14 protein-coding genes are annotated in these 15696 nt (G+C 65.0%); 3 read left to right on the top strand and 11 right to left on the bottom strand.

What is annotated here, in order from left to right; genetic code table 11:
* Positions 1 to 344: 344 nt before the first annotated feature.
* The 4 genes from HSX43_RS18285 to rpsJ are packed head-to-tail and all read right to left on the bottom strand — an operon-like array spanning position 345 to position 2433.
* Complete coding sequence (locus HSX43_RS18285; RefSeq protein WP_179381585.1) at positions 345 to 629, bottom strand: 50S ribosomal protein L23; 285 nt, start codon at positions 627 to 629, stop codon at positions 345 to 347.
* A complete protein-coding gene (rplD, locus tag HSX43_RS18280; protein WP_179381584.1) occupies positions 626 to 1243 on the bottom strand; it encodes a 50S ribosomal protein L4 in 618 nt (205 codons plus the stop codon). Before rplD ends, HSX43_RS18285 begins: the two co-directional genes overlap by 4 nt.
* Positions 1240 to 2112 carry a 50S ribosomal protein L3 gene (rplC, locus tag HSX43_RS18275; protein ID WP_179381583.1) on the bottom strand — a complete coding sequence of 291 codons (873 nt, stop codon included), beginning with the start codon at positions 2110 to 2112 and terminating at the stop codon, positions 1240 to 1242. Before rplC ends, rplD begins: the two co-directional genes overlap by 4 nt.
* A gap of 12 nt (positions 2113 to 2124) precedes the next feature.
* Positions 2125 to 2433, bottom strand: coding sequence for a 30S ribosomal protein S10 (gene rpsJ / locus HSX43_RS18270; RefSeq protein WP_179381582.1), 309 nt, complete (start codon positions 2431 to 2433; stop codon positions 2125 to 2127).
* Between the two features lie 371 nt (positions 2434 to 2804).
* On the opposite strand from rpsJ, the gene HSX43_RS18265 reads away from it, so the two are divergent.
* Together HSX43_RS18265 and HSX43_RS18260 are read left to right on the top strand one after the other, a co-directional pair.
* Positions 2805 to 3065, top strand: coding sequence for a hypothetical protein (locus HSX43_RS18265; RefSeq protein ID WP_179381581.1), 261 nt, complete (start codon positions 2805 to 2807; stop codon positions 3063 to 3065).
* A 240-nt stretch (positions 3066 to 3305) separates the two neighbouring features.
* On the top strand, positions 3306 to 3647 hold the full coding sequence (locus tag HSX43_RS18260) for a hypothetical protein (protein ID WP_179381580.1): 342 nt from the start codon (positions 3306 to 3308) through the stop codon (positions 3645 to 3647).
* A 266-nt stretch (positions 3648 to 3913) separates the two neighbouring features.
* Here HSX43_RS18260 and tuf read toward each other — a convergent pair whose 3' ends face one another.
* From tuf to rpsL, 4 genes are all read right to left on the bottom strand, one after another.
* Complete coding sequence (gene tuf, locus HSX43_RS18255; RefSeq protein ID WP_179381563.1) at positions 3914 to 5089, bottom strand: elongation factor Tu; 1176 nt, start codon at positions 5087 to 5089, stop codon at positions 3914 to 3916.
* A 69-nt stretch (positions 5090 to 5158) separates the two neighbouring features.
* Positions 5159 to 7276, bottom strand: a complete 2118-nt coding sequence (fusA, locus tag HSX43_RS18250; protein ID WP_179381579.1) for an elongation factor G — start codon at positions 7274 to 7276, stop codon at positions 5159 to 5161.
* A gap of 84 nt (positions 7277 to 7360) precedes the next feature.
* Positions 7361 to 7831, bottom strand: coding sequence for a 30S ribosomal protein S7 (gene rpsG / locus HSX43_RS18245; protein WP_179381578.1), 471 nt, complete (start codon positions 7829 to 7831; stop codon positions 7361 to 7363).
* Between the two features lie 113 nt (positions 7832 to 7944).
* Entirely contained in the window at positions 7945 to 8316 is a 372-nt protein-coding gene (gene rpsL / locus HSX43_RS18240; RefSeq protein ID WP_179381577.1) for a 30S ribosomal protein S12, read from the bottom strand.
* A gap of 297 nt (positions 8317 to 8613) precedes the next feature.
* Here rpsL and HSX43_RS18235 point away from each other — a divergent pair, with 297 nt between their 5' ends.
* Positions 8614 to 9417: a glycosyltransferase gene (locus HSX43_RS18235; RefSeq protein ID WP_179381576.1), complete on the top strand. Its 804-nt coding sequence runs from the start codon at positions 8614 to 8616 to the stop codon at positions 9415 to 9417.
* Positions 9418 to 9474: 57 nt separating this feature from the next.
* Here HSX43_RS18235 and HSX43_RS18230 read toward each other — a convergent pair whose 3' ends face one another.
* From HSX43_RS18230 to rpoC, 3 genes are all read right to left on the bottom strand, one after another.
* Positions 9475 to 10362 carry a DMT family transporter gene (locus HSX43_RS18230; protein ID WP_179381575.1) on the bottom strand — a complete coding sequence of 296 codons (888 nt, stop codon included), beginning with the start codon at positions 10360 to 10362 and terminating at the stop codon, positions 9475 to 9477.
* Positions 10363 to 10366: 4 nt separating this feature from the next.
* Entirely contained in the window at positions 10367 to 11200 is an 834-nt protein-coding gene (locus HSX43_RS18225; RefSeq protein ID WP_179381574.1) for a glycosyltransferase, read from the bottom strand.
* Between the two features lie 204 nt (positions 11201 to 11404).
* Positions 11405 to 15646: a DNA-directed RNA polymerase subunit beta' gene (gene rpoC / locus HSX43_RS18220; RefSeq protein ID WP_179381573.1), complete on the bottom strand. Its 4242-nt coding sequence runs from the start codon at positions 15644 to 15646 to the stop codon at positions 11405 to 11407.
* Between the last annotated feature and the right edge of the window lie 50 nt (positions 15647 to 15696).

Below are 15696 nucleotides of genomic sequence, written 5' to 3'. Positions count from 1 at the left end.
TCGCCTTGAACGCGGCCGCGTGCCGCTTCCTCTTCGCCATCTCGTCCGTCTCCTTCTCGAAGACCAAGATGACCTCAGATCGTAGCTCCCGTCAGCGTCCAATTTCCAGGGAGCACCTCATTGTGAAAATCGATACGTGCTGAATAAGGAAATTGCTTCTGTGTTTCCCGGTACGCCGCTTTCGCGCCAATGAAGACGTTAGAGTTATCCCAGAATACAAATACTTTCTTCATCCTGTCTGCCCGTTTCTTAACTGTGGGTAAGCTAGGCGTAAGGCCCCGCCGTCTCCGGCGGGGCCTTATGTCTCGTGACAAGCAGTGGGCATGTGATGCCCACCCTTCGGCTTACAGCCCCGTCGTCACATCAATCGTGTTGCCCTCTTCGAGCGTGACGTAGGCCTTCTTCACGTCCTTCCGCTTGCCCATCTGGCCGCGGAAGCGCTTGGTCTTGCCCTTGGTGATGGTCGTGTTCACGGCCTTCACCTTCACGCCGAAGAGCTCCTCGACGGCAGATTTGATCTGCGGCTTGTTCGCGTCGATCGCCACTTCGAAGACGACGGCGTTGGCCTCGGAGGCCATGGTCGCCTTCTCGGTGATGATCGGTTTGCGGATCACGTCGTAGGTGTTCATTTCAGTCGGGCCTCCAGGGCTTCGACACCCGCCTTCGTGAGCACGAGCGTGTCACGCTTGAGGATGTCCATGACGTTGGCGCCCATCGACGGCAGCACGTCCACGGTGTCGAGGTTACGCGCGGCCTGCGCGAACTCCTCGTTCACCTGTGCACCGTCGATGATGAGCGCGCGCTTCCAGCCGAGCTCCTTGACCTGCTTGGCGAGGGCCGAGGTCTTGCCGGCGGCGCTCAGCTCGTCGAGCACGACCAGCTTGCCCGCCTGCGCCTTCGACGACAGCGCGTGGCAAAGACCCATCTTGCGGACCTTCTTCGTAAGGTCGTGCGCGTGGCTGCGGGGCGTGGGGCCCTTGTAGACGCCGCCCTTGCGGAAGATCGGCGCCTTGCGCGAGCCGTGGCGTGCCCCGCCCGAGCCCTTCTGACGCACGATCTTCTTCGTGGAGTAGCTGACCTCGGTGCGGGTCTTGACCTTGTGGGTCCCGGCCTGCGCCTTGTTGCGCTGCCAACGGACGACGCGGAACAGGATGTCGCGGCGCGGCTCCTGACCGAAGATGTCGTCGCTCAGCTCGACGGACCCGGCTTTGCCGCCGTCCAGGGTGATGACATCGAGTTTCATTCGTCACCTTCCTTCTTCTCGGCGTCGGAGTTGTCGGTGTCGGCGGACTCCTCGGCGATCTGGGCTTCGGCTTCCTTCAGCGCGGCTTCCTCGGCGGCGGCCTGCTCGGCGGCAAGTGCCTCCTCGGCGGCCTTGGCTTCGGCTTCGGCCTGGGCTGCGGCTTCCTCGGCGGCCTTGATGGCTTCCTTCTTGGCCGACATCAGCGCGGCGGGGACGATCGCGGTCTCGGGGAAGGGCTTCTTCACCGCATCCTTGATCGTGACCCAGCCACCCTTGGAGCCGGGAACGGCACCCTTGACCATGATGAGGCCACGGTCGGTGTCGGTGCGGATGACCTGCAGGTTCTGCGTGGTCACGCGGGCGGCACCCATGTGACCGGCCATCTTCTTGCCCTTGAACACCTTGCCCGGGTCCTGACACTGGCCGGTGGAGCCGTGCGAGCGGTGGGAGATCGACACACCGTGGGAGGCCCGCAGACCGCCGAAGTTGTGCCGCTTCATCGCACCTGCGAAGCCCTTACCGATCGAGGTGCCCGAGACGTCGACGAACTGGCCCTCGAAGTAGTGGTCGGCGATGATCTCCTCGCCCACTTCGATGAGCGCCTCGGCGTCGACGCGGAACTCCGCGATCTTGCGCTTGGGCTCGACGCCGGCGGCCTTGAACACGCCGCGCATCGCTTGGGACGTGCGCTTGGCCTTTGCCGTGCCCGCACCCAGCTGAACGGCGGTGTAGCCGTGCTTGTCTTCCGTGCGCTGACCCACGACCTGAAGACCGTCGAGCTGCAGCACGGTGACGGGGATCTGCTTCCCGTCTTCCATGAACAGGCGGGTCATGCCCACCTTCTTCGCGATCACTCCGGAACGCAGCATATCGTGCCCTCCTTAGACCGAGATCTGGACGTCGACGCCGGCGGCGAGGTCGAGCTTCATGAGCGCGTCCACGGTCTGCGGCGTCGGGTCGACGATGTCGAGCATCCGCTTGTGCGTGCGGATTTCCCACTGGTCGCGCGACTTCTTGTCGATGTGCGGACCGCGCAGGACGGTGAAACGCTCGATCTTGTTGGGGAGCGGGATCGGACCGCGCACCTGCGCGCCGGTCCGCTTGGCCGTGGCCACGATCTCCTGCGTGCTGGCATCGAGCACGCGGTAATCGAACGCCTTGAGCCGGATACGGATATTCTGGCTTTTCATGTCATTCGCCTGACAGGCCGCCCTGCCCCTTGTGCGGACGGACGGTCGTGAGAGTTGAGAGGAGGAGGACGGACCACCCGGCCCCCTCGTCGAACCCGAACGGACGCGGGGCCGCCAATGCGACCCCGTCCGTAGATGCGCGCGTCTAGACCGACTCGGCGGCCTCGGCAACCCCCTGCGCGAAAGGATTTGGAAAGACTTCGCCAGTAGGGGACTCGACGGGCCCTCCGGTGCGGGCGACCTCACAACCGGTCACGACACACGGAGATCACGGCCTTGTGGGGGGACTCGTGATCGCAGTGCGACGCACCCCTTCTGCATCGACCGTCCGAATGGCTCGGCCGGCGATGATCTCAGGACTGGAGAGATAGATGAAACTGAAGATGACCGCAGCTGCCGCCCTCATCGCACTGACCGCCGGGGCCGCCTTCGCCGACGGCCACGCCGGGCAAGGCTTCAACATGCTGCAGACCGCCCTGATGAGCGAGCTGGAGCGTATCGGCGTCGATCCTGCGTCGATGGGTGACGACCTGACCCTGGGCGAGATCGCGACGATCAAGACGATCGTCGACAGCGAAGACAGCGACGCCCAGAAGAAAGGCCGCATCGAGGCGATCATCGCCAACAACTGATCTAATCATCGGATTACAGAAAAGGGCGGTCTTTGGGCCGCCCTTTTCCATGCGCGGCTCGGTCGTTCCGCGACCGAATGTCTTGCCTGTATCCGCTTCAAGACCGGCCAAGGTCGAACGACGTTTGGAGAGAATTTCGTCAAATTCGCGTCGAGCAGCTCGAAATCGCCACAAAGGATCCAATCGACCGTCGCCATCGCCTCGCATGAGAACGGTGGGAACATCGAAAGGAACCCGACAATGACAAGATATACCCAAGTCGCACTTGCGGCAGCTTTTGCCCTGACCGCAGGTGTCGCAAAAGCTGATCACCACGATTTGGGCACCTGCTTCGAAGACGCAGCGATCGCTTCGGTCGCGGCATCCTCCGGTGTCGACCGGACGACCGCGCGGCAGATGGCCGCGATCTTGCCCGAGGGACAGCAAATGCTCGGGAATATGCGTTCCATGTCCCATCAGATCGCGACGGCCCGTCGCGATGGTGTTCAGCGTGAACTCCTCCTCGTGGTCTTGCGTGGCAGCATGCAAGACAGCCCGAGCCTCGCCGTCGGCGTGGAAACCTGCATCAACCGCTACTACTAGACGCTGCCGGCTAGGCCAGGACGCTGCGCCGCGATCGGTGGAGCGCTGGCGTGAAACCCGCGTTCTCTCGTGACAAGGGGCCGCCCGTTGGGGCGGCCCTGTCTCAAGGCTATTCTTGATCGGCTCTCGCGCCCCGGCAGGCCGGGACGCTGCGCCTTGTCGGGACAGTCACCGCTGGCGCGGTGAATACCCTTACTCTGTAATCTTGCTCACGACGCTATCGGGAGACTTCGCTGTGCGAAGTCCCCTGTCGCGTGCGAGCAAGATTACTCTGTAATCTTGCTCACGACGCCGGCACCGACGGTGCGGCCGCCTTCGCGGATCGCGAAGCGCAGGCCCTGCTCCATCGCGATCGGCGCGATCAGCTCGACCCCGAAGGACACGTTGTCGCCCGGCATCACCATCTCCGTGCCCTCGGACAGCTGGACCGTCCCCGTCACGTCCGTCGTGCGGAAGTAGAACTGCGGGCGGTAGTTGGCGAAGAACGGCGTGTGACGGCCACCCTCTTCCTTCGTCAAGATGTAGGCCTCGGCCTCGAACTTCGTGTGCGGCGTCACCGAACCCGGCTTGCAGAGCACCTGGCCCCGCTCGACGCCGTCCCGGTCCACACCGCGCAGCAGCGCGCCGATGTTGTCGCCCGCCTCACCGCGATCCAGCAGCTTGCGGAACATCTCGACGCCCGTGCAGGTCGTCTTCTTCGTGTCGCGGATGCCCACGATCTCGATCTCGTCGCCCACGTTGATCACGCCGCGCTCGACGCGACCCGTCACAACCGTGCCGCGACCCGAGATCGAGAACACGTCCTCGACCGGCATCAGGAACGGCTGGTCCACCGCGCGCTCGGGCGTCGGGATGTACTCGTCCACGGCCGCCATCAGCTTCTTGATCGACTCCTCGCCGATCTCCGGGTTGTTGCCCTCCATCGCGGCCAGGGCCGAGCCGGGGATCACCGGGATGTCGTCGCCGGGGTACTCGTAGCTCGACAGAAGCTCGCGGATCTCCATCTCGACGAGCTCCAGCAGCTCCTCGTCGTCCACCTGGTCGACCTTGTTCATGTAGACGACCATCTTCGGGATGCCGACCTGACGGCCCAGAAGAATGTGCTCGCGCGTCTGCGGCATCGGGCCGTCGGCCGCGTTCACAACCAGGATCGCGCCGTCCATCTGCGCGGCACCCGTGATCATGTTCTTCACGTAGTCCGCGTGGCCGGGGCAGTCGACGTGCGCGTAGTGACGCGTCTCCGTCTCGTACTCCACGTGCGCCGTCGAGATCGTGATCCCCCGCGCCTTCTCCTCCGGCGCACCGTCGATCTGGTCGTAGGCCTTGAAGTCACCGAAGTACTTCGTGATCGCCGCCGTCAGCGTCGTCTTCCCGTGGTCAACGTGACCGATCGTGCCAATGTTAACGTGCGGTTTCGTACGCTCAAACTTTGCCTTCGCCATGGAAGGTCTCCTCTTGTCAGATGTTGGGGGGCACCCGCCCCGCGCGGTCGCGGAGCGGGTGAAATCGCGTCAGGCGAACTTCTTCTGGATCTCTTCCGAGATGTTCTGCGGCACCGGATCGTAGTGATCGAACTGCATCGTGAACTGGGCCCGTCCGCTCGACATGGAGCGCAGCGTGTTGATGTAGCCGAACATGTTCGCCAGCGGCACGAAGGCGTCGATCGCGATGGCGTTGCCGCGCGGCTCCTGCCCCGAGACCTGGCCCCGGCGGGACGTCAGGTCGCCGATGATGCCGCCCGTGTATTCCTCCGGCGTGATCACCTCGACCTTCATCACCGGCTCGAGGAGTTTCGCCCCGGCCTTGCGCATGCCTTCGCGCATCCCCATCCGCGACGCGATCTCGAAGGCCAGGACCGACGAGTCCACGTCGTGGAACTTGCCGTCGAGCAGCTGGACCTTGAAGTCGATCACCGGGAAGCCGGCGAGCGGACCAGAGTCCATGACCGAGTTGATGCCCTTCTCGACGCCGGGGATGTACTCCTTCGGCACCGCGCCACCGACGATCTTCGACTCGAAGGAATACCCTTCGCCCGGCTCCGTCGGGGAGATGAGCAGCTTCACTTCGGCGAACTGGCCCGAGCCACCCGACTGCTTCTTGTGGGTGTAGGTGTGCTCGACCTCATGACCGATGGTCTCGCGGTAGGCCACCTGAGGAGCACCGATGTTGGCCTCGACCTTGAACTCCCGCTTGAGACGGTCGACGAGGATGTCGAGGTGAAGTTCGCCCATGCCCTTCATGATCGTCTGACCGGACTCGAGGTCGGTCTCGACGCGGAAGGACGGGTCCTCGGCGGCAAGCCGCTGCAGGCCCTGGGACATCTTCTCCTGGTCGGCCTTCGTCTTCGGCTCGACCGCGATCTCGATGACCGGGTCGGGGAAGGTCATCGTCTCGAGCACGACCTGGTCGTTCTGATCCGAAAGCGTGTCGCCCGTGGTCGTGTCCTTCAGGCCGGCGAGTGCAATGATGTCGCCCGCGAAGGCTTCCGTGATTTCCTCACGGTTATTCGAGTGCATCATCATCATCCGGCCGACGCGCTCTTTCTTGCCCTTCGTGGTGTTCTGGAGCGTGTCGCCCTTGTTCAGAACGCCCGAGTAGATGCGCGTGAAGGTCAGCGAGCCGACGAAGGGGTCGTTCATGATCTTGAACGCCAGACCGGCGAAGGGCATCGCATCATCCGCGCGGCGGGCGATGTTGCGCTCTTCGGTCTCGTCCCCCGGCTTGAAGCCCATGTAGTCGACGACGTCGAGCGGGCTCGGCAAGTAGTCGATGACGGCGTTCAGGAGGGGTTGGACACCCTTGTTCTTGAAGGCGGAGCCCCCGAGGACGGGAACGAAGCTGAGCGAGAGCGTGCCCTTGCGCAGCAGGGCGCGCAGGGTCGGCACGTCGGGCTCGTTGCCCTCGAGATATTCCATCATGGCGTCGTCGTCCATTTCGACGGCGGCCTCGACCATCTTGCCGCGCCATTCGTCGGCCATGTCCTTCAGACCGTCGCGGATCGGAGCCTTGACCCAGGACGCGCCGAGGTCTTCGCCCTGCCAGAGCCATTCTTCCATGGTGACGAGGTCGATGAGACCCTCGAGCTCGCTCTCGGCCCCGATCGGGATGCCGACGGGCACCGCGCGGGAGCCGGTGCGATCCTCGATCATCTTCACGCAATTGAAGAAGTCGGCCCCGATCTTGTCCATCTTGTTGACGAAGACCATCCGCGGAACCTTGTAGCGGTCGGCCTGGCGCCAGACGGTCTCGGTCTGGGGCTCGACACCGGCGTTCGCGTCGAGCACGCAGACGGCCCCGTCGAGCACGGCGAGCGAACGCTCGACCTCGATGGTGAAGTCCACGTGGCCGGGGGTGTCGATGATGTTCAGGCGGTGCTTCGGCGTGTCGGCCGTCTGGCCGTCCTCGGTGCGCTCCCAGAAAGTGGTCGTCGCGGCCGAGGTGATGGTGATGCCACGCTCCTGCTCCTGCTCCATCCAGTCCATGGTGGCGGCACCGTCGTGGACTTCACCGATGTTGTGGGATTTGCCGGTGTAATACAGGATCCGCTCCGAGCAGGTGGTCTTGCCTGCGTCGATGTGGGCCATGATCCCGAAGTTCCGGTAGCGGTCGAGGGGATAGTCGCGTGCCATTTGGCGTACCTCTGATTGAGGAGAAAACGGGCACGGGGGCCCCCTTCGGGCCCCCGTGATATGTGCTCTATATAAGCGCTGCGCTTACCAGCGGTAGTGGCTGAACGCCTTGTTGGCGTCGGCCATCTTGTGGGTGTCTTCGCGCTTCTTGACGGCGGAGCCACGGCTCTGGACGGCGTCGATCAGCTCACCGGCCAGACGCTCTTCCATCGTGTTCTCGTTGCGCGCGCGGCTTGCGTTGATGAGCCAGCGGATCGCCAGCGCCTCGCGGCGCTCGGGGCGGACCTCGACGGGCACCTGGTAGGTCGCGCCGCCAACCCGGCGGGAACGGACCTCGACCGAGGGCTTCACATTGTCGAGGGCCTCGGCGAAGACCTCGATCGGCGAGCGCTTCAGCTTGGCCTCGACGCGATCCATCGCGTTGTAGACGATCTTCTCTGCGACCGACTTCTTGCCGTCGATCATCAGGTTGTTCATGAACTTCGTCAGAACCTTGTCGCCGTACTTGGCGTCAGGCAGGACTTGGCGCTTTTCAGCGGCGTGGCGGCGGGACATCGGGGTATCCTCTTTGATCTCTTCGTTGCGTCATCCGCGGGCGTGACCCGAGGATCTTGCGGCCGGGAGATCCTCGGGTCGCGCCCGAGGATGGCCCGAACCGGCGGTTCGGGTCACTTCGGACGCTTGGCACCGTACTTGGAGCGGCGCTGGCGACGGTCCTTGACGCCCTGCGTATCGAGCACGCCGCGCAGGATGTGGTAGCGGACACCCGGAAGGTCTTTCACACGACCGCCGCGGATGAGCACGACCGAGTGCTCCTGCAGGTTGTGGCTCTCGCCCGGGATGTAGGAGATGACCTCGAACCCGTTGGTCAGGCGCACCTTGGCGACCTTCCGCATGGCCGAGTTCGGCTTCTTGGGCGTTGTGGTGTAGACGCGGGTGCAGACGCCGCGCTTCTGCGGGCAGTTTTCCAGGTGCAGCGACTTGGAACGCTTGACCCGGGGCTGACGCGGTTTGCGGATCAGCTGCTGGATGGTGGGCATTGATACTTCCCGTTCAGTTAATCTCAATCGTCGTCCGGCACGAGCCAGCAGCGCGAAAACCGGCTTGGCCGCATTCGCCCGGAATTCCGACCTGGACGATGCGGTTGTGTGACAGAGGATACGGGAAGCAGTATCCCGGATCTTGTGCGACGGTTTTGGCGTGCCGGACCCCGGACGTGTCACCACGCCCAGACCGAATTGCGGCTCACTTAGGGGAATCGCGACCGGGTGTCAACGCACCGCGACGGACCTGCGCGCCCTTGCCCGTCGGGGGCGATGGCGGCAACCTGCATCACCATGTCGGACCTGCAGATCCTCGCCATAACGCGTTTCGCCTATCCCGGTCTCGGCGGTTACCAGACCGAACACGAGACGGTCGAGGCGCGCAAGGCGCACCTCTGGCACCCGGACCGGATGGAGGCGCGGCTGAGGACGCTCGAACATGTCAGCTTGCGCACCCTCTCGATGCAGAGCGACAGTGACTTCCGCACTCTGGTCATCACCGGCGCGGATCTGCCGGAGCCCTGGCGCGGGCGTCTGGAACGCATCGTCTCTGGGCTCAAGGGCGGCACGATCGTCTATCACCCCGACGAGCCCTACCGCGACGCGATCCGCAACGCGGTTCTGCCGCACATCGACCCCGAGGGCCCGCCCGTGCTGCAGTTCCGTCACGACGACGACGACGGTGTCGCCCGCCGTTTCGTGGCCCGCGCTCGCGAGACCTTCACAGCGCTCGAACACGTCTGGGCGCAGCACAAGCGCCTGACGATCGACTTCAACCGTGGCTATCTGCTGAATCTCACACCGGACGGCCCTCGGGTGGAGGAGACGTTCTTGTCGTACATTTGTATCGCACAGGCGATCGTTCTCGCGCCGACAAACCGGCGAACGGCACTGCACTTTCCGCATCACCGGCTCGGTACGCTCATGCCGTCGTTCACTCTGCCCGATGCGCCCATGTGGCTGCGCGGGATCGACGGGACGAACGATAGCGGACAGGCAGGACAACTCAAACGGTTGAAGCCCGCGGACGAAGAACAGAAGCGCGTGCTGCGCCGCCGCTTCGCGCTCGACCTCAAGGCGATCCGCGAGAGTTTCTAGGGCTTGCCCCGAGTGAAGGTACCGGGATCGAGTATTTGACGCAGGAAGATGCGGCGGTCAGCGCGGCGCGTTCGGACGCGGGGCCGGGGCGGGGCGGCTTTCGCGGAAAAGCGTGTAGAGCCCTGTCCCCGCGATAAGCGCCGCGCCCATCAATGTCATCGGCTTCGGCCAGTCGCCGAAGACGAACCAGCCCAGCAGGAGACCCCAGATCAATGCGGTGTAGCGGAAGGGAGTCACGGCCGAGACCTCGCCCACGCGCATCGCCATGATCGAGAAGAGGTAGCCGCCCAGGATGAACGCGGAGGCCAGAAAGATGAGCCCGCCCTGCCCCGCGTCGACCGGAGCCCAGTCCTGTCCGACGGTGAGCGCGGCCCCGAGCGCCGTCACGCCGGCGGCGGTGATGATCGCCACGTTGAGCGAGGGCACCTCGGGCGAGAGGCGGCGCGTGATGAGGTCGCGCGCAGTTATCGTGAGCATGGCTGCGCAGGCGACGAGCGACCAGCCGTCGAAATCCGCTCCGCCCGGGCGCACGATCATCAGCACGCCGACGAAGCCCAGCGCGATCGCCGTCCATCGCCGCCAGCCCACCCTCTCGCCCAGAAAAACCGCCGAGGCCGCCGTGATGGTGAGCGGCAGCGCCTGCAGGATAGCCGTGACATTGGCGAGCGGCATATGCGTGAGCGCGAGGACAAAGGGAAAGAACGACGCCACCTCGACCACCGACCGCCCGATCACGGCGGGCCAGTCTCCGCGCGGAATCGGGCGGCAGAGCGCGCCCGTGAGCCAGGCGAGCAGCGTGATGAGCGCCGTCGCCGCGAGGCCGCGCAGCAAGACGACCTGAAACGTCGGCAGGCCCTGTGCGAGGTACTTGATGACCGCATCGTTGAGCGTGAAGGTCGCCATCGAGCCCATCATCAGGACGGACCCGCGCAGGTTCTCGTTCATCGTCTCACCAACCCGCGGGCCGGACCGGCATCAATCCGAAGACGCGATCCGCATCGAGCGCGAACCGCTTGCGCAGGAGCTTCGCCGCCTCCGCCGTTGCGATCGCCTCGGCATGGGGCGGCGCGACGCGGTTGCTGTCGTTGGTGTCATGCTGGGTGCGGACGAACATCTCCTGCCCGCCGGGCTCCAGGTAGGTCGGGATGAAGCTCGCGATACGGCGGTGGTTGTAGCGGTAGATGCAGGTCGGCATGTCGGGGGCGGTGATCATCGCGCAGGCGAGGCTCGGCGCAAAGGCTTCGCGGAAGCGGTGGAACGGCTCTCCGGGGGCGTTCAGATTCCAGTAGAGGCCGCGGGTGAAGGCGACGCAGGCCGGCTTCTCCGCAAAGCCGCCGGCGATCAGGCGGTCGGCCCGGTCCCGTGTCTTCTCGATGTAGTCGACCGCGAGCGCGTCGTCGTCGTCGAGGCGGAAGCCCGTCACGTGTGTCGCGTCGGTCTCCACGCAACGCCGGAAGCTGCGCTTCGCGGCGGGCAAGGGTCCCATGCGCTCGAGAAAGATCGGCCGCACGAAGGGAAACCGGTCGGTCAGCGCGCGCAGACGATCCTGCCACTCCTGCGGCAGGGTGTCGCCCGCGAGGATGCCGCAGATGAAATCCCCGTCGGTCTGCGCGGCGAGCGTCGGCAGCACCAGCGTCTCCAGATAGGCGAAGCGCATCGTCAGTCGCCGCGGATCGTAAAGCAGCTCCTCCAGCGCCGCTTGTCCAAGACGCGAGGCTGCGAAGCCTTCCGTCGCTGGGTAGCTGAAGCGGATCAGGCCGATGATCTGGTTGCGGATTGCCATGGGGCCTGCGTGGCATGGGGCACAGCGGCTGACAAGCGGGCAAGATCTGTCGGGGCCCGGGCTCCGCCGAAACGCGGCCCGCCGGTTGCGACGCATTGCGCAGGGCGCGCAAAGACCGGACCGCGACGAAGCCTTGCATTGCCAAGGAAAAACCCCCGCCGGATCGCTCCGGCGGGGGCTCTATCACATTGTCGGAAAGGTCGATCAGTCCTCCGACGTCTCCTCGGTCGTCTCGGCCGACTTGAAGGCGTCCTCCGCCGAAACCGTCTCCTCGGGCGCGGCGAGCGCCGCGGCCTTCTCGGCCTCGATCCGCGCCGCCTCAATCACCGTGTTGTCGCGGCTCTGGGCGATGGCGCGCATCTTCTGGGTCGCGCCACCGGTGCCCGCCGGGATGAGGCGGCCGACGATGACGTTCTCCTTGAGACCGACGAGACGGTCGCGCTTGCCCTGCACCGAAGCTTCGGTCAGCACGCGGGTCGTCTCCTGGAAGGAGGCGGCGGAGATGAAGCTGCGGGTCTGCAGCGACGCCTTGGTGATCCCGAGGAGGATCGGCTCGGCCTGGGCGAGGCGACCGCCCCGCTTCTCGGCCTTCTCGTTGGCTTCCTCGAGCTCCGCCTTGTCGATGTGCTCGCCCTTGAGGAGGGTCGTCTCCCCGCTGTCGAGCACCTCGTACTTCTGGAGCATCTGCCGGACGATGACCTCGATGTGCTTGTCGTTGATCTTCACGCCTTGCAGTCGATACACGTCCTGCACCTCGTCGATCAGGTAGTCGGCGAGCGCCTCGATCCCGAGGATGCGCAGGATGTCATGGGGGGCCGGGTTGCCGTCCATGATGTAGTCGCCACGCTGCACGAAGTCGCCTTCGCTGACCGGGATGTGCTTGCCCTTCGGCACCATGTAGTCGATCGGCTCGAGGCTGTCGTCCGCGGGGACGACCGTGATCCGGCGCTTGTTCTTGTAGTCCTTGCCGAATTTCACGGTGCCGTCGCGCTCGGCGATGATGGCGTGGTCCTTGGGACGACGGGCCTCGAAGAGTTCGGCCACCCGCGGCAGACCGCCGGTGATGTCCTTCGTCTTCGCACCCTCGCGCGGGATCCGCGCGACGACGTCGCCGGCCTTGAGATCCTGCCCGTCCTCGACCGACAGGATGGCGTCGACCGACATCGGATAGGTGACCGGGTTGCCGGCCTCGTTGCGTACCGGCTCCCCGTCGGCACCCACGATCAGGACCTCGGGCTTCAGGTCGCTGCCCTTCGGTGCAGAGCGCCAGTCCGAGACGATCTTCTGGGTCATGCCGGTCGCGTCATCGGTCTCGTCGCGGACGGAAATGCCCGCATAGAGGTCGACGAACTTCGCCTTGCCGTCGGCTTCGGCGATGATCGGCAACGTGTAGGGATCCCACTCGAAGAGCTTGTCGCCCCGCTCGACCGACTGGCCGTCCTTCACGAAGAGGGTCGTGCCGTAGCCCAGCTTGTGCGACGTGCGCTCCTCGCCGGTCTGGTCCTTGATGACGAGCTGCATGTTGCGGCCCATCACGATGATCCCGCCGGCCTCGTTCGTGAGCGTGTTCGGGTTGCGCAGCTCGATCGTGCCGGGGGCCGAGGCCTCCATGAACGACTGCTGACCGCCCTGGGCCACGCCGCCGATGTGGAACGTCCGCATCGTCAGCTGGGTGCCCGGCTCGCCGATGGACTGGGCCGCGATGATGCCGACGGCCTCGCCGAGGTTCACCTTGGTGCCGCGGGCCAGGTCGCGACCGTAACAGGTGGCGCAAACCCCCTCCTCGGCCTCGCAGGTCAGCGGCGAGCGGATGCGCATGGACTGCACGTTCGCCTGGTCGATGGCATCGGCCTTGCGCTCGTCGATGATCTCGCCGGCGGAGACGATCACCTCGTCGGTGCCGGGCACGAGCACGTCATCGGCCGCCGTCCGACCGAGCACGCGCTCGGCCAGCGTGGCGACGACTTCGCCGTCGTTCACGGCCGCCTCGGCGGTGATCGCACGGTCGGTGCCGCAGTCGTCCACGCGCACGATGCAATCCTGAGCCACGTCGACGAGGCGACGCGTCAGGTAGCCCGAGTTCGCGGTCTTGAGCGCGGTGTCCGACAGGCCCTTGCGCGCGCCGTGGGTCGAGTTGAAGTACTCGAGCACGGTCAGGCCTTCCTTGAAGTTCGAGATCACCGGCGTCTCGATGATGTCGCCGTTCGGGCGGGCCATGAGGCCCCGCATCCCGCCCAGCTGCTTCATCTGCGTGACCGAGCCCCGCGCGCCCGAATGGGCCATCATGTAGACGGAGTTCGGTTCCTGCTCGGACCCGTCCTCGGCCGTGCCGGCCTCGGAGATGGTGGACATCATGGCCTCGGTGACCTGGTCATTGCACTTCGACCAGGCGTCCACGACCTTGTTGTACTTCTCGCCCTGGGTGATCAGGCCGTCCATGTACTGCTGTTCGAAGTCCTTCACCTGCTCGCGCGTGGCGTCGACGATCGTCCACTTCTGATCGGGGATGACCATGTCGTCCTTGCCGAAGGAGATGCCGGCCTTGAAGGCCTCGCGGAAGCCGAGCGTCATGATCTGGTCGCAGAAGATGACCGATTCCTTCTGACCGCAGTAGCGGTAGACGGTGTCGATGACCTGCTGCACCTCCTTCTTGCGCAGAAGGCGGTTCACCAGCTCGAACGGAGCCTTGGCGTTGAGCGGCAGCATCGCGCCGAGGCGCACACGGCCGGGCGTCGTGTCGACGACGACGCCGACTTCCTCGCCCATCTCGTCGATCTGCGTGATGCGGCACTTGATCTTGGCGTGCAGGTGCACCTGCCCGGCGTCGAGGGCGTGCTGCACCTCGTCGACCGAGGCGAAGACCATGCCTTCGCCCGTCATCCCGGCCCGCTCCATCGAGACGTAGTAGAGACCGAGGATCATGTCCTGCGACGGGACGATGATCGGCGCGCCGTTCGCGGGCGACAGAACGTTGTTCGTCGACATCATCAGGACGCGCGCCTCGAGCTGCGCCTCGAGCGAGAGCGGCACGTGGACGGCCATCTGGTCCCCGTCGAAGTCGGCGTTGAAGGCCGAGCAGACGAGCGGGTGCAGCTGGATCGCCTTGCCCTCGATCAGCACGGGCTCGAACGCCTGGATGCCGAGGCGGTGCAGCGTGGGCGCGCGGTTCAGGAGCACGGGATGCTCGCGGATCACCTCGTCGAGGATGTCCCAGACCTCCGGGCGCTCCTTCTCGACCAGCTTCTTGGCTTGCTTAACGGTGGACGACAGGCCCTTGGCCTCCAGCCGCGAGTAGATGAACGGCTTGAAGAGCTCGAGCGCCATCTTCTTGGGCAGGCCGCACTGATGCAGCTTGAGTTCCGGCCCGGTCACGATGACCGAGCGGCCCGAGAAGTCGACGCGCTTGCCCAGAAGGTTCTGGCGGAAGCGGCCCTGCTTGCCCTTGAGCATGTCCGAGAGCGACTTCAGCGGGCGCTTGTTGGCCCCCGTGATGACGCGGCCGCGGCGGCCATTGTCGAAGAGCGCGTCGACGGATTCCTGCAGCATCCGCTTCTCGTTGCGCACGATGATGTCGGGCGCGCGCAGCTCGATGAGCCGCTTGAGGCGGTTGTTGCGGTTGATGACGCGGCGATACAGGTCATTGAGGTCGGACGTGGCGAACCGGCCGCCATCGAGCGGCACCAGCGGGCGCAGCTCGGGCGGGATGACCGGGATCACGGTCAGGATCATCCACTCGGGGCGGTTGCCCGACTCGATGAAGTTCTCGACGATCTTCAGGCGCTTGATGATCTTCTTCGGCTTCAGCTCGCCCGTCGCTTCCTTGAGATCTTCGCGCAGCGTCGCGGCTTCCTGTTCCAGGTCGATCTGGCTGAGCATCTCGCGGATGGCCTCGGCCCCGATGTTCGCCTGGAAGGCGTCCGCACCATAGGCGTCCTGCGCGTCCATGTACTCTTCCTCGGACATCAGCTGCCCGTAGGTGAGGTCGGTCAGGCCCGGCTCGATGACGACGTAGTTCTCGAAGTAGAGGATCCGCTCGAGGTCGCGCAGCGTCATGTCGAGCATGAGGCCGATGCGGCTGGGCAGCGACTTCAGGAACCAGATGTGCGCGACCGGCGAGGCCAGCTCGATGTGGCCCATGCGCTCGCGGCGGACCTTCTGGAGCGTGACTTCCACGCCGCATTTCTCGCAGACGACGCCGCGGTACTTCATGCGCTTGTACTTGCCGCAGAGGCACTCGTAGTCCTTGATCGGACCGAAGATGCGCGCGCAGAATAGGCCGTCACGCTCGGGCTTGAACGTGCGGTAGTTGATGGTCTCGGGCTTCTTGATCTCGCCGTAGGACCACGAGAGGATCCGCTCAGGCGAGGCCAGTGAGACTTTGATCTCGTCGAAGACCTTCTGCGGCGCGATCGGGTTGAACGGGTTGTTCGTCAGTTCCTGGTTCATGTCAGGTCCCTATCAATAAGGTGTGTGCGGAGGGCGGGGGCAAATCCTTC

This window comes from Jannaschia marina, assembly GCF_013404595.1.
Lineage (GTDB): Bacteria > Pseudomonadota > Alphaproteobacteria > Rhodobacterales > Rhodobacteraceae > Jannaschia > Jannaschia marina.
The sequence above is the reverse complement of the archived record's forward strand: the minus strand, read 5'-3'. Positions and strand labels throughout refer to the sequence as shown.